Annotated in this window: 20 protein-coding genes; 14 read left to right on the forward strand and 6 right to left on the reverse strand. The window is 63.5% G+C overall.

The features are described from left to right. Positions 1 to 62: 62 nt before the first annotated feature. The 4 genes from ACTHNE_RS10615 (at position 63) to ACTHNE_RS10630 (ending at position 4,639) form a co-directional block, all read left to right on the forward strand. Positions 63 to 587, forward strand: a complete 525-nt coding sequence (locus ACTHNE_RS10615; protein ID WP_324937601.1) for a hypothetical protein — start codon at positions 63 to 65, stop codon at positions 585 to 587. A gap of 144 nt (positions 588 to 731) precedes the next feature. Further along, positions 732 to 2,729 (forward strand): OPT family oligopeptide transporter, encoded by a 1,998-nt coding sequence (locus ACTHNE_RS10620; RefSeq protein WP_324937598.1) that lies wholly within the window; start codon positions 732 to 734, stop codon positions 2,727 to 2,729. Between the two features lie 141 nt (positions 2,730 to 2,870). Next, complete coding sequence (locus ACTHNE_RS10625) at positions 2,871 to 3,932, forward strand: class I SAM-dependent methyltransferase (RefSeq protein WP_324937596.1); 1,062 nt, start codon at positions 2,871 to 2,873, stop codon at positions 3,930 to 3,932. After that, positions 3,929 to 4,639: a pseudouridine synthase gene (locus tag ACTHNE_RS10630; RefSeq protein ID WP_324937594.1), complete on the forward strand. Its 711-nt coding sequence runs from the start codon at positions 3,929 to 3,931 to the stop codon at positions 4,637 to 4,639. The genes ACTHNE_RS10625 and ACTHNE_RS10630 overlap by 4 nt, the downstream gene beginning before the upstream one ends. Positions 4,640 to 4,657: 18 nt before the next feature. Here ACTHNE_RS10630 and ACTHNE_RS10635 read toward each other — a convergent pair whose 3' ends face one another. Further along, positions 4,658 to 4,804, reverse strand: coding sequence for a hypothetical protein (locus ACTHNE_RS10635; RefSeq protein ID WP_324937592.1), 147 nt, complete (start codon positions 4,802 to 4,804; stop codon positions 4,658 to 4,660). A 211-nt stretch (positions 4,805 to 5,015) separates the two neighbouring features. Here ACTHNE_RS10635 and ACTHNE_RS10640 point away from each other — a divergent pair, with 211 nt between their 5' ends. Beyond that, positions 5,016 to 6,575, forward strand: coding sequence for a protein adenylyltransferase SelO (locus ACTHNE_RS10640; RefSeq protein WP_440269242.1), 1,560 nt, complete (start codon positions 5,016 to 5,018; stop codon positions 6,573 to 6,575). A gap of 148 nt (positions 6,576 to 6,723) precedes the next feature. Here the strand turns inward: ACTHNE_RS10640 and ACTHNE_RS10645 are convergent, their stop codons facing one another. Continuing rightward, entirely contained in the window at positions 6,724 to 7,398 is a 675-nt protein-coding gene (locus ACTHNE_RS10645; protein WP_324946598.1) for an SH3 domain-containing protein, read from the reverse strand. A 72-nt stretch (positions 7,399 to 7,470) separates the two neighbouring features. Next, positions 7,471 to 7,899 carry an FKBP-type peptidyl-prolyl cis-trans isomerase gene (locus ACTHNE_RS10650; RefSeq protein WP_440269233.1) on the reverse strand — a complete coding sequence of 143 codons (429 nt, stop codon included), beginning with the start codon at positions 7,897 to 7,899 and terminating at the stop codon, positions 7,471 to 7,473. Positions 7,900 to 8,177: 278 nt separating this feature from the next. On the opposite strand from ACTHNE_RS10650, the gene ACTHNE_RS10655 reads away from it, so the two are divergent. The 4 genes from ACTHNE_RS10655 (at position 8,178) to ACTHNE_RS10670 (ending at position 13,145) form a co-directional block, all read left to right on the forward strand. Next, on the forward strand, positions 8,178 to 9,254 hold the full coding sequence (locus ACTHNE_RS10655) for a 3-deoxy-7-phosphoheptulonate synthase (protein ID WP_324946602.1): 1,077 nt from the start codon (positions 8,178 to 8,180) through the stop codon (positions 9,252 to 9,254). A 378-nt stretch (positions 9,255 to 9,632) separates the two neighbouring features. After that, the gene (locus tag ACTHNE_RS10660) at positions 9,633 to 11,930 is read left to right on the forward strand and encodes an RCC1 domain-containing protein (RefSeq protein ID WP_440269234.1); all 2,298 of its coding nucleotides are present in this window, start codon (positions 9,633 to 9,635) and stop codon (positions 11,928 to 11,930) included. Positions 11,931 to 12,147: 217 nt separating this feature from the next. Then, positions 12,148 to 12,423, forward strand: coding sequence for a GNAT family N-acetyltransferase (locus ACTHNE_RS10665; protein ID WP_324946608.1), 276 nt, complete (start codon positions 12,148 to 12,150; stop codon positions 12,421 to 12,423). Further along, the gene (locus ACTHNE_RS10670; RefSeq protein WP_440269235.1) at positions 12,420 to 13,145 is read left to right on the forward strand and encodes a DUF1345 domain-containing protein; all 726 of its coding nucleotides are present in this window, start codon (positions 12,420 to 12,422) and stop codon (positions 13,143 to 13,145) included. The genes ACTHNE_RS10665 and ACTHNE_RS10670 overlap by 4 nt, the downstream gene beginning before the upstream one ends. A gap of 68 nt (positions 13,146 to 13,213) precedes the next feature. Here ACTHNE_RS10670 and ACTHNE_RS10675 read toward each other — a convergent pair whose 3' ends face one another. Beyond that, positions 13,214 to 13,696, reverse strand: a complete 483-nt coding sequence (locus tag ACTHNE_RS10675; RefSeq protein WP_440269236.1) for a YajQ family cyclic di-GMP-binding protein — start codon at positions 13,694 to 13,696, stop codon at positions 13,214 to 13,216. Positions 13,697 to 13,792: 96 nt separating this feature from the next. Here ACTHNE_RS10675 and ACTHNE_RS10680 point away from each other — a divergent pair, with 96 nt between their 5' ends. Then, the gene (locus ACTHNE_RS10680) at positions 13,793 to 14,971 is read left to right on the forward strand and encodes an NAD(P)/FAD-dependent oxidoreductase (protein ID WP_440269237.1); all 1,179 of its coding nucleotides are present in this window, start codon (positions 13,793 to 13,795) and stop codon (positions 14,969 to 14,971) included. Positions 14,972 to 15,032: 61 nt separating this feature from the next. Next, the gene (locus ACTHNE_RS10685) at positions 15,033 to 15,917 is read left to right on the forward strand and encodes an NAD(P)-dependent oxidoreductase (protein ID WP_324945808.1); all 885 of its coding nucleotides are present in this window, start codon (positions 15,033 to 15,035) and stop codon (positions 15,915 to 15,917) included. Between the two features lie 79 nt (positions 15,918 to 15,996). Here ACTHNE_RS10685 and ACTHNE_RS10690 read toward each other — a convergent pair whose 3' ends face one another. Together ACTHNE_RS10690 and ACTHNE_RS10695 are read right to left on the reverse strand one after the other, a co-directional pair. Beyond that, entirely contained in the window at positions 15,997 to 16,455 is a 459-nt protein-coding gene (locus ACTHNE_RS10690) for a YaiI/YqxD family protein (protein ID WP_440269238.1), read from the reverse strand. Beyond that, positions 16,448 to 17,332, reverse strand: coding sequence for a PhzF family phenazine biosynthesis protein (locus tag ACTHNE_RS10695; RefSeq protein WP_324945802.1), 885 nt, complete (start codon positions 17,330 to 17,332; stop codon positions 16,448 to 16,450). The genes ACTHNE_RS10690 and ACTHNE_RS10695 overlap by 8 nt, the downstream gene beginning before the upstream one ends. 111 nt (positions 17,333 to 17,443) lie before the next feature. Between ACTHNE_RS10695 and ACTHNE_RS10700 the strand changes: the two genes are divergently transcribed. The 3 genes from ACTHNE_RS10700 to ACTHNE_RS10710 all read left to right on the forward strand — a co-directional run bounded on the left by ACTHNE_RS10700 (position 17,444) and on the right by ACTHNE_RS10710 (position 19,210). Beyond that, entirely contained in the window at positions 17,444 to 18,052 is a 609-nt protein-coding gene (locus ACTHNE_RS10700; protein WP_324945799.1) for a rhomboid family intramembrane serine protease, read from the forward strand. A 102-nt stretch (positions 18,053 to 18,154) separates the two neighbouring features. After that, positions 18,155 to 18,718, forward strand: coding sequence for a hypothetical protein (locus ACTHNE_RS10705; protein WP_324945796.1), 564 nt, complete (start codon positions 18,155 to 18,157; stop codon positions 18,716 to 18,718). Positions 18,719 to 18,859: 141 nt separating this feature from the next. After that, entirely contained in the window at positions 18,860 to 19,210 is a 351-nt protein-coding gene (locus tag ACTHNE_RS10710; RefSeq protein ID WP_324945791.1) for a hypothetical protein, read from the forward strand. Positions 19,211 to 19,296: the final 86 nt, after the last annotated feature.

A 19,296-nucleotide genomic window follows, 5' to 3' on the forward strand; every position in this document is an offset into this window, starting at 1 on the left:
AAACCGTTGCTGTGCTTGCTGCGCTGCATTAAATTGCGCAGTTCGTGACAAGGGGGAATGACATGAAACGCTTTCTGACGATCGGCGCCGCTGCTGCGCTGCTGGCTGCCTGCGGTGGCCAGAACGTGCACGCGCCGGCGCCGCTGGGCGATCTGGTGCAGCCGGGCACGGCGCCGTGGCTCACCGTGACCGGTGGTGCGGACAAGCTCGACGTGCGCGGCCTCGATCACAAGCTCACGCTGGAGCCCTCGCCGGAACTGGCCAAGGCGATGCAATCGCAACTGGGCGCGCAGCTCAGCACCAACTACGTGCAGGACCTGGTCGTAACCTGCGATGCGTTGAACGCCAGCCTGCGCGTGAATGAGGAAAAATCGCCCGGCAACGTCTCCATGGACGTGGGCGTGCATTGCGCGATTTGGGCGCACGGCTTCCAAGTCAGCCACAACTACAAAACACAAGTGGCCACCGCGGTGGGCAGCGGCGCGAGCGATCAGGCCTATGCGCAGGCCTTGCCCAAGCTGTTGGCCGATGGCGCGAGCGGCATTGCCGAGCAGATGCGCGGGGATATCCGCAAGGTGGCGCGTTGATCGATTGACACGCGTTCGTAGGTTGGGTTACCCCCGGATCAAGTCCGGGGTAACCCAGCTTACGGTTGCGATCCTGCAGCGCGGCAACATGATCCCCGCGATCCACGCTATCTTGTTAGCTGGACAGTTTGGGGAGACACACCCGTGAATGCAGTACCTGGACCCGGTGCCGAACGCGCCGAACTCACTGTGCGCGGCCTGATCATCGGCATCGTGATCACCTTGTTGTTCACGGCGGCCAATGTGTTCTTCGGCCTGAAGGCCGGCCTGACCTTCGCCACTTCGATCCCCGCGGCGGTGATCTCGATGGCGATCCTGCGCGCGATGAAGAACGCGACCATCCAGGAAAACAACATCGTGCAGACGGTCGCCTCGGCGGCGGGCACGCTGTCCTCGATCATCTTCGTGCTGCCGGGCCTGATCATCGTTGGCTGGTGGACCGGCTTTCCGTTCTGGGTCTCGTTCGGCATCTGCGCCGCAGGCGGCATTCTCGGCGTGATGTACACCATCCCGCTGCGCCGCGCGCTGGTCACCGATTCGGATCTGCCGTATCCGGAAGGCGTGGCCTGCGCCGAAGTGCTGAAGGTGGGTTCGGGCGAAGTGGTGGAAGCATCCGATTCGGCCGCGGTGGAAGGCGGCAGCGCCGGCCTCAAGGCGGTGGTGGTCGGTTCGATCGTCTCGGCCGTGTTCTACGTGGTGATCCAGACCAAGCTATTCGCCAGCGACCTGGCGCAGTACTTCCGCATCGGCGACCGCGGTGCGACCAGCGGCTACGATTTCTCGCTTTCCTTCGCGCTGTTCGCGGTGGGACACCTGGTGGGCCTGTGGGTGGGCCTGGCGATGTTGCTCGGCGCCATCATCAGCTGGGGCTGGGCGGTGCCGCATTTCAGCCTGCTGCATCCGGCCACCGGCGACGTGGCCGAAGTGGCGCAGGGCGTGTGGAGCCATTACGTGCGCTTCGTCGGCGCCGGCACCATTGGCGTGGCGGCGATCTGGACGCTTCTGAAGCTGGTCAGGCCGGTGGTCAGCGGCCTCACCTCGGCGATGGCCGCCTCGCGCGTGCGCAAGGCCGGCAAGGGCGACACGCTGCCGCTTACCGAACGCGACATGCCGATCGGCATCGTCGGCCTCATCGTATTGCTGTGCATGATTCCGGTCGCCTACCTCTTGGGCCATTTCAGCGTGGTCAGCGGACTGGCCTCGCACACGACGCTGCTGGTGGTCGGCGGCGTACTGTTCGTGTTGATCCTGAGCTTTTTGGTGTCGACAGTATGCGGCTATATGGCGGGCCTGATCGGTTCGTCCAACAGTCCGCTTTCCGGCATCGGCATCCTGGTGGTAATCATCGCCGCGCTGCTGCTGGTGGCGGGCGTCAAATCCGACCTGCCGGCCGATTCGGGCAAGGCATTGGTGGCGTTTGCGCTGTTCATCACCTCGGTGGTATTCGCGGTGGCGGCGATCGCCAACAACAACCTGCAGGATCTGAAAACCGGCCAGCTGGTGAACGCTACGCCGTGGCGCCAGCAGGCGGCCCTGGTGATCGGTGTGATCGCTGGCGCGATCGTGATTCCGCCGGTGCTGGACCTGCTCAACAAGGCCTACGGTTTCCTCGGGGCGCCGGGCGTGGACCCCGCGCATGCGCTGCCGGCGCCGCAAGCCGGCTTGATTTCCGCGCTGGCGCAGGGCGTGATCCAGAACAACATCGACTGGAACCTGATCATCCTCGGCGGCGCCATTGGCGTGTGCCTGATCGTGCTGGATGCGGTGCTCGCCGGCACCACCAAATCCGTACGACTGCCGCCGCTGGCGGTAGGCCTGGGTATGTACCTGCCCACCTCCACCACCTTGATGATCGTGGTGGGCGCGATCGTCGGCTGGTATTTCGATCGCCGCGCCGATCGCACGCCGAAGGCGGAGGCCACCAAGCAGTTGGGCGTGCTGCTCGCCTCCGGCCTGATCGTGGGCGAGAGCATCATCGGCGTGCTGGTGGCGGCGATCGTGGTGTTCTCCGGCAAGCCGGCGCCGCTGGCCCTGGTGGGCGACAGTTTCGAAAACGCATCGGTGTGGATCGGCACGATCGCGTTTATGGCGGTGACGTTCGCGATGTATCGCTGGATCACGCGAGTCGGGCGCAATAGCTAAGCCGCGTAGGTTGGGGTGCAAACCCCAACATCGCCAAGCCGATCGGCAACAGGGTGTTGGGGTTTGCACCCCAACCTACGGCCGCAAGTTTGCAGCGCGCGGGCATAGAATACGTGCCCTGTTTCCACCGGACCCACTCGTTTGACCTCATCCGGCTTCCACGCCTCCACGCCCGAAGCGGTGCTCGATGCGCTGTTCCTGCCGTTCGCAGACGGCGTGTTGCATCTGCCCGCCGACGGCAATGTGTTGTTCCTGCGTGCGCGCAACAGCTTTCGCTTGCGCGAAGTGGCACGGTCGGGCTGGCTGTGCGAGCAGAGCTTCAAGCCGTTTGCCGATGCCTTGCTGCGTGACGGCTTCCACGTCGCCGAACCCGCCGACGATGCGCGCTTCAAGCTGGTGTTGCTGTTGCCGCCGCGGCAACGCGATGAAGCACGCGCATGGTTTGCCAAGGCGGTGCGGCATGCCGAGGGCGGCACGGTGGTGGCGTGCGTGCCGAATGCGGAAGGGGCGAAATCCGCGCAGGCCGATCTGGCGGCGCTGCTCGGTTCGGTCAGTCATCTTTCCAAGCACAAATGCCGCGTGTTCTGGGGTAGCTCGGAAACACGTGACGACGCATTGCTCGAATCCTGGCTAGCGCTGGATCGTCCGCAGATAAACGCCGCTGGGTACATGAGCCGGCCCGGCTTGTTCGCGTGGGATCGCGTAGACAGCGCATCGGAGTTGCTCGCCGCGCATCTGCCGGATGACCTGCATGGCCGTGTCGCCGATTTCGGTGCGGGTTATGGCTATCTCGCCGCACAACTCATTGCGCGCTGCCCCGGCATTACGGCGCTCGATCTGTATGAAGCCGAAGCGCGTGCGCTGGAACCGGCGCGCATCAATCTCGAGCAGGCGATGCGCGAACACCAGCGCGCACTCGCGGTGGATGTTCTGTGGCACGACGTCACCACCGGCGTAGGCCAGCGCTACGATGCAGTAGTGTGCAATCCACCGTTCCACCAGGGCAGGGCGGATCTGCCCGAGCTTGGCCGCGCGTTTATCACGCAGGCGGCGCGCGCATTGCTGCCGCATGGCCGCTTGTTGCTGGTCGCCAATCGGCATTTGCCGTACGAGGCTACGCTGGCGGCGCACTTCGAGCAGGTGCGCGCGGTGGTCATACAGGAAGGTTTCAAAGTGATCGAAGCAAAAGGTGTACGCGCATGAGGCTGGTCAGGCTGATCGCCAACCTGGGTTACGGCAGCCGCAAGGAGGTCGCGTGGATGTTCCGCGAAGGGCGCATCACCGACGCGCAAGGTGACGTGCTGTACGCGGATGACAAGGTCGAGCACGCGCAGATCCGCATCGATGGCGAGCCGCTCGATCCACCGGCGGGCATCTTGGTGATGATGCACAAGCCGCTCAACGTCACCTGCTCGCGCAAAGATCCGGGCCGCGTGGTGTACGACCTGCTGCCGCCGCGTTATCGGCAGCGCGATCCTGCGTTGTCCACGGTAGGACGATTGGATCGCGATACCTCGGGCTTGTTGCTGATCACCGACGACGGCGGCCTGCTGCATCGGATCATCTCGCCGCGCGCCAACGTCACCAAGGTGTATGAGGCCACTCTGGCGCAGGACCTGCGCGGCGACGAGCAGGCCTTGTTCGCCAGCGGCACGCTGATGCTGGAATCGGAAACCACGCCTCTGCTACCGGCGAAACTGGACGTGCTCGCGCCGCGCCATGTGCGCTTGTCGATCACCGAGGGGCGTTATCACCAGGTGCGGCGGATGTTCGCCGCTACGGGCAACCATGTGGAAAACTTGCAGCGCGTCGCAGTCGGTCAACTGCAATTGGCGGATTTGCAGCCAGGCCAATGGCGTCAGCTCAACGCGGAAGAGATCGCGCGAATCTTTGAACCGGCCGCTGTATAGACGGCCGGTTTTTCGTGATCAGGATTCGGTGTGCATCTGGTGCAAGCGTGCAAGTTCGTCTTCGCGACGAGAGTGCGTGCTGGACGTCCACGACACCAGCTTGAACTCGGCCAGTGTGTCGCTTACCGCTTGTTGTGAGGTGTCCTGCTTGGTGACTGCGAGCATCCCTGCTACCAGCTGCATTCCGCGCACAATGGCGGAACGAGCAAGAAGCATGTGCATAGTTGTTTACTCCGCCGGCTACCCCTGTGTAGCCGCGGCCAAACTGTATCAAGCTTTAACCATGGATGTATAGATGACGTGAAAAGTGTGCTGTCCCTATCATTTTTGCTGCCTTGCACCAGACAAGTCCGCCCGAATATCACTTTGCATGATGCTGACGAATCTTCAGTTCGATAACGCTTTCATCCGCGACTTGCCTGGCGATCCGGATCACGGCCACGGGCCTCGGCAGGTGGCGGGCGCGGTGTATTCGCGCATCGATCCCACGCCGGTATCAGCGCCGCGCGTAGTGGCCTGGTCGACGGAGATGGCGGCGATGCTAGGGCTCAGCGATGCCGATATCGCCAGCCCGTTTTTCGCCCAGGTATTCGGCGGCAACGGCGTGCTGGAAGGCATGCAGCCGTGGGCGTCCAACTATGGCGGGCATCAGTTCGGCACGTGGGCCGGGCAGCTTGGCGATGGGCGTGCCATTTCGCTAGGCGAAGTGCTCACGCGGCAGGGCAAGCGCTGGGAGCTGCAATTGAAGGGCGCCGGCAGCACGCCGTATTCGCGCGGAGCGGACGGACGCGCGGTGCTACGTTCGTCGATCCGCGAATTCCTGTGCAGCGAAGCGATGCATCACCTGGGCGTACCGACCACACGCGCCTTGAGCCTGCTGGTTACCGGTGAAACGGTCGAGCGCGACATGTTCTACGACGGCCATCCACAACATGAACCCGGCGCGATCGTCTGCCGCGTGGCTCCGTCGTTCATCCGCTTCGGCCATTTCGAACTGCCCGCTTCGCGCGGCGATCTCGCGCTGCTGCGGAAATTGGTGGATTTCACGATCCGACGCGATTTTCCGCACCTGGCCGGCAGCGATGAAAACCGCTACGCCGAATGGTTCGCCGAAATCTGCGCGCGCACGGCAAGCATGATTGCGCACTGGATGCGTGTGGGATTCGTGCACGGCGTGATGAACACCGACAACATGTCGGTGCTTGGACTCACCATCGATTATGGTCCGTACGGCTGGGTGGACGATTTCGATCCAACCTGGACGCCCAACACCACCGATGCGGTCGGCCGCCGCTATCGCTTCGGCCAGCAGCCGAACGTGGCGTGGTGGAACCTTAGCCGGCTTGCCGCCGCGATCGCGCCGTTGTTTGGCGACGTGGCGCCATTGCAGGCGGGGCTCGATCGTTACGTGGCCGAATACATGTTGCAGACGCGCCGCGACATTGCGGCCAAGCTGGGGCTTTCCGAGTGCCGCGACGACGACGTCACTCGCATGGAAACGCTGCAGCAGTTGCTGCATCAGGCCGAGGTGGACATGACGCTGTTCTTTCGCGCGTTAAGTCGTGTCGATTCAAACGCGCCACAGGTGGAGCCGTTGCGCCATGCCTTCTACGACGACGCGAAGCGCGAAGCCGCCGAAGCGGATTTCCTGCGATGGCTGGACGGTTACGCCGCGCGCGTGCGCGAGGATGCATGGCCGCCGGAGCAGCGCCTGGCGTGCATGCAGGCGGCCAATCCTTGCTACGTGCTGCGCAATTATCTGGCGCAGGAAGCGATCGATCGCGCCACCGATGGCGATTACACAGGCATCCATGACTTGCTCGACGTGCTGCGCCATCCATACGACGAGCAGCCGGGTCGCGAGCATTTTGCGCAGAAGCGGCCGGAGTGGGCGAAGCATCGGGCGGGGTGCTCGATGCTTTCGTGCAGTTCGTGATTTAGAAGATGGCGTGTAGGTTGGGTAGAGAGCCCCGGATTTGATCCGGGGCGAAATCCAGCACTGCCATCTACCCTTTCGCGTTGGGGGGCGGCTGCGCCTCAGCCCAACCTACACAGGCGTGAGGCGAGAGCGGAAATCTCTTCGTTCAACCGCCGCCGTTGTTTCCGTTATTCCCTTGCTGCTGCCCATTCGGCCGCGGCGCCGGCTTTGTGTTCTGACCGGGCGGGCCGCCAGTGCCCGGTTGTGGGCGATTGCCGTTGCCGGGCTGCGGCCTGTTTCCGCCACCGCCAGGCGGCGGACGATTGCCATTGCCGGGCGGTGGCCTGTTGCCGGGCGGTCGCGGGCGATAACCCGGCGCAGGTGGCCGCTGCCCCGGCCATGGGCGGATCGGCGGCCTGGGTCCCGGGTACGGACGAACCGGAATCGGCCGCGCGTACCAGCGAGTGCGATCGCGATAGAACGGCCGGTTGACGTAGTAGCGGCCCCAGTACGCGCCGATCGCGAAAGTCACCACCGGAATGCCGATGCGTGCGCCGTAGTCGCTCACGAACACCGGCTGGTTATTGTAGAGGTATTCGATATACGGCCCGGCGACCCAGCCGCGGCTGCCGACGGCGATCACGTCACACCATTGCCAGCCGTCGGTGCAGCCTTGCACCTCCACGGGCGTGCCGGGATCGAGGGTGTAGATCAAGGGATATTGCGGATCCGGCCCCGCCAGCATGTTGACGGTGGCGATGGTATAACCCTGCGCCGCGAAAGCCGACGCGGGAACCAGCATCAGCAGGGCGGTCGCGAGCGAGTAGAGCAGGCGTTTCATCGGTCGATCCTCCAGCGTGACAATTGGGGACGTACTGACGTTCTGCCTGGCCATCATGCCGTTGTCGGCGTTTTAGTGCACTTCCAGTAATTCGATATCGAACACCAGCGCGCTGTTCGGCGGCACGTCGGGCGGCGACCCGCGCCGGCCGTAACCCATGCGCGAGGGAACGACGATGGTGCGCTTGCCCCCGACCTTCATGCCCTTGATGCCGCTGTCCATGCCTTCCACCACTTCGTTGGAGCCGACCAGGAAGCTGAGCGGGCGGCCGCCGTCGTAGGAACTGTCGATTTTCGCGCCGTGATGGTCGGGCGCCTTGGCGTCGTACAGCCAGCAAATGTAGTTGATGCGCACGTCCGAATCGTCGCGCGCGGTATTGCCTGTGCCCACCACCACATCCTTGGTGGTCATCGCGGTCACGTCATCGGCGCGCGCCGATGACGAGCCAAGGGCGCCCAGGGCGAGCAGGGCGCCGGCCAGGAGAGCGAAAAAACGCGGCATGGAAAACTCCGAAAAGGTGCGGCGGCGGGACAGTAGCGCATGGCAGGGACGCGTCATAGTCCTTTCTCTCATTTGCACGAGGGCCCTGATGTGGTATCACTTGACCCCATGATCTTCACCACCGCCCGCTATTACTTTTGGTATCGCTATCGGAAGCCGGCGGCGGAGCATGGTGTGCGATCGTAACTAGAAGATCACCACTTAATCTCGAAAAAGCCGCCAGCCACCCTGGCGGCTTTTTCTTTGGGTCGCCGGACAACCAACAGGACCTTCCCGCCATGACCAGCCGTACCGACGACCTTCGCATCCGCGAAATAAAAGAAGTGCCCACCCCCGACGAGGTGATGCGCGATTGCCCGGCCAGCGAAGCGGCCATCGCCACCGTCGCCGCTTCCCGCCATGCCTTGCACAAGATCCTGCATGGCGAAGACGACCGCCTTGCCGTGGTGATCGGCCCGTGTTCCATCCACGATCCGGTCGCTGCGATGGATTACGCCCGCCGCCTGGTCGCCGAGCGCGAGAAGCACGCCGATACCCTGGAAATCGTGATGCGCGTGTATTTCGAAAAACCGCGCACCACGGTGGGCTGGAAAGGACTGATCAACGATCCGGACCTGGACGAGAGCTACCACATCGACAAGGGCCTGCACCTGGCGCGCGGCCTGTTGTGCGACATCAACGCCTTGGGCCTGCCGGCCGGCTGCGAATTCCTCGACCTGATCACGCCGCAATACATCGCCGACCTGGTCGCCTGGGGCGCGATCGGCGCGCGCACCACGGAAAGCCAGTCGCATCGCGAACTCGCCTCGGGCCTGTCCTGCCCGGTGGGTTTCAAGAATGGCACCGACGGCAACGTGAAGATCGCCGTCGACGCGGTGCTCGCCGCCGCCCGTCCGCATCATTTCATGGCTGTGACCAAGCATGGCCGCACCGCCATCGCCGCCACCGCCGGCAACGAGGACTGCCACGTGATCCTGCGCGGCGGCAAATTGCCCAACTACGACGCCGCCAATGTCGCCAGCGCCTGCGCCGTGCTGGGCAAGTCCGGCCTGGCCGAACGCCTGATGATCGACGCCAGCCATGCCAACAGCGCCAAGCAGCCGGAAAACCAGCCGCGCGTGGTGGCCGACATCGCCACTCAGCTCGAGGCCGGCGAAACGCGCATCCACGGCGTGATGGTGGAAAGCCACCTGGTGGCCGGACGCCAGGACCTTCTGCCCGGTTGTGAACTCACCTATGGGCAGAGCATCACCGACGGCTGCATCGGCTGGGACAGCACCGTCGACGTGCTCGAGCGCCTGGCAAAGGCGGTGCGTGTGCGGCGTGAACGGATAGCCGAACAAGTAGCGGCGTAACCTGCATCGTTGCGGGCTTTTCGCACACCATAGCCGCGAGAAGCGCATGGGAAGAAATGGTCCACGCTCAACGTTGGCCGTCTGCGTGAGTCTGCGCAACGGGTGACTTGAGAGACGTTGGCTTGCGACGGAATCTGCAAGCCGATTGGACCACTCCTTCCCTGCTTGCGAATGAGGGCTGGTGCGCGGACTAGTCGGTTTTCCAGCCAATGCTCCTTTCGCGCTTTCTCCTGCAACCAAAGGAAAGTGAACCCGACCCCGTTCTTTTGTTATCACTTGGCCGACACCATGGATTTACCTTGATGCCGCTACGTTGCCGGCTCTTTCAACCCGCCGAACGTGGCTGCGGGTTGCAACTATCACACATGGAGGTTTGTCATGACGACTCAGATGCCCCCTGTTGGTTTGCGTGCTCCCACTGTTCTGACTGAGCTGCCACAGGTAAAGGAGACGGTGAACGACATTCTCATGCCCGCCAATGCAGAAGGTGGAGCAACGATCGTGATACCGGCGGCAGTTCAATTGATGACTGGCGATGAAGTGACGGTGTATTGGCGTGGGGCACAAGGTGCAGGTTGCGCGCAGGTAACGAAACGAGTCACCCGCGCCAATGAGGGCAGGCCCCTGGAACTGGTGATTCCGGCCAGCGCCGTCCTCGCCAACGAGGGATTGGGCGTAACCGTGGAATACACGGTGCTGCGCTGTAGCGATGGCGGGGCAGAGCAGTCAGCGCCGTATCTGCTGAAAGTCGCCTCCGTATTGCAACTGCCTGCGCCGACGATCGACCAGGCGCAGGGTGACCTACTGAACCCTGCCCACTTGCCACCGGAAGGCGCAACGATTCGGATTTCATTCTTGGCGGGTTTATACCCTGGCGATCGGGGCGAAGTGGTATGGTTTGGGCGGAACTCGGACGGAACCGCGATATTGCCGTTTCATGTGACGAGTTTCGGTGCCGATGTGACCGTGCAGGCTCCGCGGTCGCTGATCGACGCCAATGAAGGGTTCGAGATCAGCATTACTTACGTCGTCAGGCGCCAAGGTGAACAGCCCCGGCAATCACCGCCTTCGTATTACCTTGTGCGAACACAGATAGAAAGCGGCCTGCTCGTGATCGGCGCGCGCTCAGAGCATCATCAGTTCGATAACGAATCTCTTTATCAAAGTGCTCGCAGACGCCGTCTCCACGCGCTTGACGATGCCACGTTGCAGGCGGTTGAAGCGTACTGGCGATACGCGGATGAAGTGGAATTGTTTGCGGGTACGGAATTCGTAGACACGCGTCCGAATGTGCCGTTGCACGTAACGCGAGGCACCTCGCAACAGATCATAAGTCCGCGCAACCTTACCGGTAACGGAGTAGGTGGAAACGGCAGCTTTGCAGCGCAGCGGGATAACCACAACGTGGTGGCATGGGGAAATGCAGGCTACGGCGGTAACACCGGTAACGTGATTCCCGGCATGACTGATATTGCGGAAGTGACGGCCAACGCGTCTGCCTATGCGGCGCGGCGCACGAATGGCAGGGTAGTGGCGTGGGGAAGTCCTGGCTATGGCGGCACGCTGCCCGATGCTATCGGAGCACTGGACGATATCGTCCGGGTGGTGGCCAATCCGAACGCCTTCGCAGCGTTGCGGGCGAACGGGTCGGTAGTCGCTTGGGGCAGTCCCGGCCTCGGCGGCACGGTGCCAGCGCCCATCGCCGGCGTTGACGATATCGTGGCGGTGTTCCCCAACCAGTATGCCTTTGCAGCCTTGCGTGAAAACGGCTCCGTCGTGGCATGGGGCCACGGGGCTTATGGCGGCGACGTGCCCGCGCCCATCACTGCCTACACCGATATCGTGAAGGTGGTGGGCAATCAGTACGCGTTCGCGGCGCTGCGCGTCACTGGGGAAGTGGTGGCGTGGGGCGACCCGAGCTACGGCGGCAACGTACCGTCACCGATCGCCGGCTTGACTGATGTGGTGGAACTGACAAGCAATTCGTATGCGTTCGCGGCGCTGCGAAGTAACGGAGCGGTGGTGGCGTGGGGTTATCCACCGTATGGCGGCAACGTCCCCTACCTGATCGCCATCCTGACCGACATCGCGGAGGTGACGGGCAATCAGTACGCGTTTGCTGCGCGGCGTCGCAATGGCGCCGTCGTGGCGTGGGGGGATGTGAGCTACGGCGCAAATGTGCCACTTCCGATTGCCGAACTGACCGATGTAGTGGAAATCGTGGCTAACGCGCAGGCCTTTGTGGCACGGCGCAAAACCAACCAGGTGGTAGCCTGGGGCCAGGTCGGCAACGGCGGTACCTTGCCTGCACCGATTGCCGGACTGACCGACATCGTGCAGGTCGTAGGCAATGCTCAGGCATTTGCCGGGCTCCGCGCGAACGGCACTGTGGTGCAATGGGGAAATACGGCTTACGGCGGCGTTTTCCCGAGCGATACCGTTCCGATTCCCGGCCAGGTTCGTGCGATCTACCCAAGCTGGGGCGCGTTTGCTGCCTTGACCTCCGACCGGCGAGTGATCGTTTGGGGTGCGCGCAGTAGCGGCGGCGACTACAGCGATGTGCCCGCCTCACTGATGGGCGCGATTTCGTACACGGCGCCTCTGGCAACCGCCAGAAAGCAGTCGCCTGGCGACGCTCTGAAATCCAGGAAAGTTGCGACTTCCGATTCAATTTAGCCGGTTCCAGCAAAAAAGCAGGCCTGACCCGCTTGAGCGCGCGTCGAAGGACGCCCTCAAGTGAGCCAGGCTCTGCTTTGCCTGTTGTTGTGCTGGCAAAAAGTTCCAGGGCGGGGCGATCCCAGCATTTGGCACGATGCTCCCCAATGGCAATGAGGCTTCGCCGAAGCGGGCAAGAGGTTTATGCTTTGCACCCCGGTAAACGCAGAACGGCATCATCACCTTGGATATCCGTCATCTCGCTGCAGCGCATCGCTTCGAGGCCATTGTGGATGGCTTCCTCTGCGAACTGGACTATCACTTGCAAGGCCAGGTGATGACCATCACCCACACCGGCGTGCCTGCCGAAGTAGGCGGGCGCGGCATCGCCAGCGAACTGGTGCGCACGGCATTGGAAACCGCACGCCGCGAAGGCTGGAAGGTGGTGCCGGCGTGCAGCTACGCGCGGGTGTGGATGGAGCGCCATCCTGAATTTGCGGATCTGCGCGCATGACGGCTCCCATCCAATCGCCTGGCGAGCACGGCGTCAGCGCCGCCTCGAACGGAAATCACGCCGTCCATGCACGGCGGCGGGTATGGGCGCCGGTACGTTTCGTGCGCGCGCGGCCCTTGCTTACCGTATCGGCCATCGTGTTCGTGGTGGCGTGTGTGGTGCTGTCGGTGCTCGGTGTGCGTTTGGCGTCCGCCGTGCTGCTCGGCTTCGACCTAGGCGCCCTATTGTTCCTCAGCATGCTGGCGCGCATGTTCACCCGCGCGACGGCGGCGCATATGGCGCGCCAGGCGCATTGCCAGGACACCGGCCGCCGCACCACCTTGTGGGTGGCGGTGTCGGTATCGATCGTGGTGATGGTGGCCTTGTTCACCGAAATGCACGCGGCCAAGGGCGGCGGGCTGGCGTCCATGGGCATGGCGGCGGCCAGCATCGTGCTGTCATGGCTGTTCATGAACACGATGTACGCGCTGCATTACGCGCACGGGTTTTACGGCGAGTTCGGCAAGCAGCATGAAGGGCTGGAGTTTCCCGGCACCCCGCAGCCCGACTACTGGGATTTCGTGTACTTCGCCTTCGTGATCGGCATGTGCTTCCAGGTGTCGGACGTGCAGATCACCAGCCACACCTTGCGCCGCACCGCGCTGCTGCACAGCGTGGTGGCGTTTTTCTTCAACGTGTTCATCATCGCGATCAGCGTGAATATCGCCGCCGGCCTTGCGTAGGTTGGGGTGCAAAACCCCAACACCGGGATACACGCATGGCGATGTTGGGGTTTGCACCCCAACCTACGTCAATCGCGGAAGTTGTCGAACTGCAACGGCAGTTCGACATCCGCCTTGCGCAGTAGCGCGATCGCCAGTTGCAGATCGTCCTTCTTCTTGCCGCTTACGCGCAGCTTGTCGCCGTTGATCTGCGCTTCCACTTTCAGCTTGGCTTCTTTCATGATGGCGATCAGCTTCTTGGCGACCGGCTGTTCGATGCCTTGCTTCACGGTGACCTTCTGCCGTGCGCCGCCCAGGTTCACTTCCGGATCGGCGATGTCCAGTGCGCGCAGATCGATCTTCCGCGCCGCCAGGCGTCCGCGCAGGATGTCCAGCATCTGCTGCAACTGGAATTCGCTGGGTGCGCTTTGCGTGATCACCATTTTGTCCAGCTCGAACTTGGCGTCGGTGCCCTTGAAGTCGAAGCGGGTGGACAGCTCGCGGTTGGCCTGGTCGACCGCATTGGTGAGCTCGTGCTTGTCGACTTCGGAGATCACGTCGAAGGAAGGCATGGCGGGAATCCTTGGGGTTTTCAGCAGACGCCGAGTTTAAGGCATGCCGGTGTTGGATAATGGACCGATGTGCATGGCGGCGACGGCGGTGATGGCGTGAAGGTGGATGTCCTGGTGATCGGCGCCGGCGCCGCGGGCCTGATGTGCGCCATCACGGCCGGGCAGCGCGGACGGCGTGTGCTGGTGCTCGATCATGCCAACAAGCCGGGCAAGAAGATCCTGATGTCCGGCGGCGGCCGCTGCAATTTCACCAACCTGGGCGTGACGCCCGCGCAATACATCTCAGCCAATCCGCATTTCTGCAAGTCGGCGCTGGCACGCTATACGCCGGCCGATTTCATCGCGCTGGTCGAGAAGCATCGCATCGCGTATCACGAGAAGGAGTTGGGCCAGCTGTTTTGCGATGAATCTTCCAAGTTGATCGTGCGCATGCTGTTGGACGAATGCGCAACGGCCGGCGTCCGCATCGAAACCAGTTGCGCGGTGGAGCGCGTGCGCAAGACCGACGAGGGCTTTACCGTGCTGACGGCGAACGGCGAAGTGCACGCTGAATCGCTGGTGGTGGCCAGCGGCGGCCTGTCGATTCCCAGCATGGGCGCCACCGGCTTGGGCTACGAGCTGGCGCGGCAATTCGGCCACAACGTGCTGCCGACGCGCGCGGGACTGGTGCCGCTGACCTTGAGCGGCAAGCATCTGGAGCACTACCAGGATCTCGCCGGCGTCGCCTTGCCGGTGGCCGAAGCGCGCGTGGGCAAGCGCAGCTTCCGTGCCGGCCTGCTGTTTACGCATCGGGGCATCAGCGGACCGTCGATCCTGCAGATTTCCTCCTACTGGCAAGCGGGCGACGAACTGCGCATCGATCTGTCGCCGCAGCAGGACATCGGCGACTGGCTGATCGCCCAACGCGCGGCGCGGCCGGCGGCGGAGCTGCGCAATGTGCTGGGCGACCTGCTGCCGCGACGATTAGCGCAACGCCTGTGCGAGCTTTGGCTGGGCAGCAGGCCGATGCGCCAGTACCGCGATGCGGACCTCAACGATACCGGCGCGCGATTGCACGATTGGCCGATCGTCGCCAGCGGCACCGAAGGTTATCGCACGGCGGAAGTAACCTTGGGCGGCGTGGATACCGACGGTCTTTCTTCAAGCACGATGCAATCGAAACACGTTCCCGGCCTGTATTTCATCGGCGAAGTGGTCGACGTGACGGGCTGGTTGGGCGGCTACAACTTCCAATGGGCATGGGCGTCTGGCCGCGCCGCCGGCGAGGTGGCGTGATGCTTCGCTTTCGCTGGACATCGCCCGTGCTCCACTTGTCGCATGCAACAGGAGAAGCTCCATGAAAGTCGGCTTTATCGGACTGGGCGCGATGGGCAGCGCCATGGCCAGCAATCTGGTGGCGGCCGGGCATCACGTGACGGTGTGGAACCGTTCCGAAGCAGCGGCGGAAAAGCTCGCGTCGCTGGGCGCCAAAGCGGCCAGCACGCCGGATCGCGCCGCGCAGGGCGAAGTGCTGCACAGCATGCTGGCGAACGACCAGGCGGTACGCAGCGTGTTCCTGGATGGCGGTCTGCTCGACGCGATGGATCCGGGCACGCTGCACGTCAATCACGCCACGATCTCGGTGGCGCTCGCGCGGCAACTGGCTGAAGAGCATGCCAGGCGCGGCCTCGGCTATGTCGCCGCGCCGGTGTTTGGCCGTCCGGATGTGGCCGCCGCGGGCAAGCTCAACATGCTGGTGGCAGGCGCGCCGGGCGCGATCGAAAAAGCCCGGCCGTTGCTGGAAACGATGGCCGCGCGGCTGTGGCCGATGGGCGAAACCCCCGAGCGCGCCAACGTGGTGAAGCTCGCCGGCAATTTCATGATCGTCTCGGCGATCGAAAGCCTGGCCGAGGCCTCCGTGCTGGCGCGTGCCTATGGCGTGAGCGCGGTCGATTTCATCGAGCTGATGACCAGCACGCTGTTCGCCTCTCCGGTGTACCAGGGTTACGGCAAGGCGATGGCGGAGGAGCGCTTCACGCCGCCGGGCTTCGCCTTGCCGCTGGGCTTGAAGGACGTGATGCTGGCGCAGGACGCCGCGCAGGCGGAGCAGGTGCCGATGCCGCTGGCGGGCGTGCTGCGCGAAAGCCTGATCGAGGCGCTAGCCGATGGTGCGCAGGAGATGGACCTGGCGGCGCTTGCGCGCGCATCCGCACGAAGGGCGAACCTGGATCGGCGTGCGTAGGTTGGGTGCGAACCCATCAGGGTGCGAACCCCAACGTATTGAAACCATGGGCATGGGGATGTTGGGTTCGCACCCCAACCTACCGTCGTTGTGCCAGCCAGCGATCCAATTGGTTGGCAAACGCCTGCTTGTCGCGCGGATGCAAGGCGGCAGGCCCGCCGGTATTCACGCCTGCGCTGCGCAGTTCTTCCATGAAGTTGCGCATGGTCAAGCGTTGTTGAATGGTGTCGGGCGTAAACAGCTCGCCGCGAGGATGCACGGCCAATGCGCCTTTCCCGATCACCGTGGCGGCCAGCGGGATATCCTGCGTGACTACCAGATCGCCAGGCGCGACCAGGCTGACGATTTCGTTGTCCGCCACATCGAAACCGCCGGCGACCTGGATGCTGCGGATGTACGGCGAAGGCGGCGTTCGCAAGGCATGGTTCGCCACCAGGGTGACCTGCACCTGCGCGCGCTGCGCAGCGCGAAACAGGATCTCCTTGATCGCTACCGGGCAGGCGTCGGCATCCACCCAGATGCGCGGCGCATCAGTCACGCGCGTTCCAGTGCAGGGTGCCGTCGATCACCGTGTTGGTGCGTCCGCCGATCCAGATCGTGCCGTTGACCATGTGCGCGATCAGCAATGCATCGTGGCCCATCTCGCGGCCCTGGCTCACCGAATAACCGCCGGCCAGTGGACCGTTGGGTTCGGCGTGTGTGAGGTACGCGGCGATCAGGCCATTGGCGGCGCCGGAAGCGGGATCTTCCACTATGCCCACGCCCGAAGGAAACGCGCGCACCACCAGTTGATAATCCCGATGCGTGCTACGCGCGAAGGCGCACAAACCCATGCTGCCGCTGGCGACGGCGAGTGCGCCGATCGCGCTGTGATCGGGCTGCCATGCGCGCAGGCTGGCTTCGTCCACGCATTCGGCCAGCCACCAGCGGCGACCACCGTCGACCAGCGCGGGCGGCAGCTTGCCCAGGTCGATGCCGTCGAGCGTGGCGGCCAGCAGCGGATGGGCATGCAGGCCGGTTTTCACCACGCGCGCCTCGGGCGATTGCAGCATCAGGATGCGTTGTGCACCGCTGCCTTCCACGCGAATCGGCAGGATGCCGGCGCCGCATTCCTGCCATAGCACGCCATCTTTCGGTTCGGCCAGGCTGCATTCGAGCACCGCATGCGCGCTGCCTACGCTGGGATGGCCGGCGAAGGCGATTTCCTTTTCCGGCGTGAAAATGCGCACGCGATAACTGGCCTTGGGATCGCCAGGCGGCAGCAGGAACGTGGTTTCGACCAGATCGGTCCAGCGCGCGTAGCGCTGCATGTCGGCATCGCTCCATCCGCCGGCATCGGTGACCACACCCAGGTGATTGCCGCCGCCGGGGCTGGCGGCGAAGACGTCCAGGTGCATGTAGCGGATGGGTTTCATACGTACGGCAGGGCAAAAAGTGGAGAGCGACTATCCATTCTAGCGGTCGACAACTTGGCGCGTGAACGTCAAGATGCGCGGATTCCTTGTTCTCATGGTCGGATTCGTCATATGCCGATGACTACGCTCATCATTCTCGCCGCCACCTGCATCGTTTCGTTCATGGCCTTCAACAACCGGCGGCTGGTGGACGATCTGATCCTGTGGCCGCCCGCGATCGAACGCAAGCGCGAGTACTACCGGCTGGTGACGTACGGATTCCTGCATGCCGATCCGATGCACCTGTTGTTCAACATGATGACGCTGTTCTTTTTCGGACGGGCGATGGAGCCGGCTTACAACGCCACCCTGGGCACATTCGGCTTTGCGCTGTTCTATCTGGGCGGCTTGATCGTGTCGATCCTGCCCACCTACCTGAAGAATCGTCACAACAACAATTACCGCAGCCTCGGCGCGTCCGGCGCGGTGTCGGCGGTGGTGTTCGGTTTCATCATGTATGCGCCGTGGCAGAGCATCTGGATCTTCTTCCTGAAAGTGCCAGCGATCATCTATGCGGTGCTGTACGTGGCCTACTCCATCTACATGGACCAGAACGGGCGGGACAACGTCAACCATAGCGCCCACCTGTGGGGCGCGGCCTATGGCGTGGTGTTTACCGTGCTGGCGAACCCGGCGGTGCTGCCGCACTTTTTGGGCGAGCTGTCGCGACCGAGGTTCTAAACCCAGCGAACGGCCCAAGCGAACGGCCCAAGCGAACGGCACTTGCCGATCACAGGCTCTTGGCGATGATGTCGGCACCGATCACCGCTGGAGTACGTACGCATGGCAACGACGCGCAAGTCTGCCGCGAAGAAGTCCGCGGCCCGCACCACCAGAAGGAAGCCGGCCGGTAAATCCGGCCCGGCCAGCAAGAAAACAGCGAAAAAAGCTGCTCCCGCCAAGAAGGCGCCAGCCAAGGTGGTAAAGGCGGCCGCCAAGAAGGCCGCAAAGAAAACCGCAGCCCGCAAACCGGCAGCGCCGCTGGCGAAAAAAGCGGCAAGGACGGCCAGCAAGGCGCCGGCTGCGAAAACCGCTCGCCCTGCAGCGCCGGCCGTGGCGCGCAAGGCACCCAGTAAACCCGCGAAAGAGCCGCGGACGCCGGCGCCCATTGCGAGCGATGGATCGGGCGAAGTCGCGCATATCAGCCCCGAGGATGCGGTGGCGCATATCCAGGCCTTGCTGCGGGCAAAGCAGGACCGCGTGAAACACGGGCCGTCCTGGCCTGGCGCTCAAACGGCTCCCGCGGCGGTCAACGGCAGCACGCCGCACGGCGGCCCGCAGGCGCAAGGGCCGCAGCATCATTTGCCGCACGCGCGGGGCGATCAATCCAAGGGCGGCAAGAGCTGAGTGAGGCCGTTTTAGCGGTTTTTTATCCAAAGGCCAGTTGCATCTGCGACCGGCCTCTGTTTTGGTTGCTCATATTTTGCTCAGTGCGCATTTAGCCCGACAGGACTACCGTGGCTGCGTAGATCACATGGAGTCCCCACCATGAACATCTCATCCAAACGCGTGCTTGCCGGCGTGACGCTGGTCGGCCTGATCAGCCTGCTTTCCGGCTGCTACGTGGCACCGGATTACAGCTACGTACGTAGCAACGGCTACGCCGGGGACGCCTATTACGGTAGCGGGCCGGCGGTGGTCTACGACTACCCGGCCTACGGCTATCCCTATGGCTATTACCCGTACGGTTATTCCGGCGGGGTTTACTACTACAGCGGTCGCGGGCGTTACTGGGGACATGATCACGACCATGACTGGCATGGCGGCGGCCACGGTTGGCGCGGCGGCGGACATGGCTGGTCGGGCGGCCACGGCGGCTGGGATCACCACCGGCACTGAGCGCGCTTCCTGCGGCAGAATGCGGGGATGATTCATCCCCGCATTTTATTGTTTGCCATTCGCGCGATGGCCTGCGTCATGATGGC

This window comes from Dyella sp. (assembly GCF_051954575.1).
Taxonomy (GTDB): Bacteria; Pseudomonadota; Gammaproteobacteria; order Xanthomonadales; family Rhodanobacteraceae; genus Dyella_B.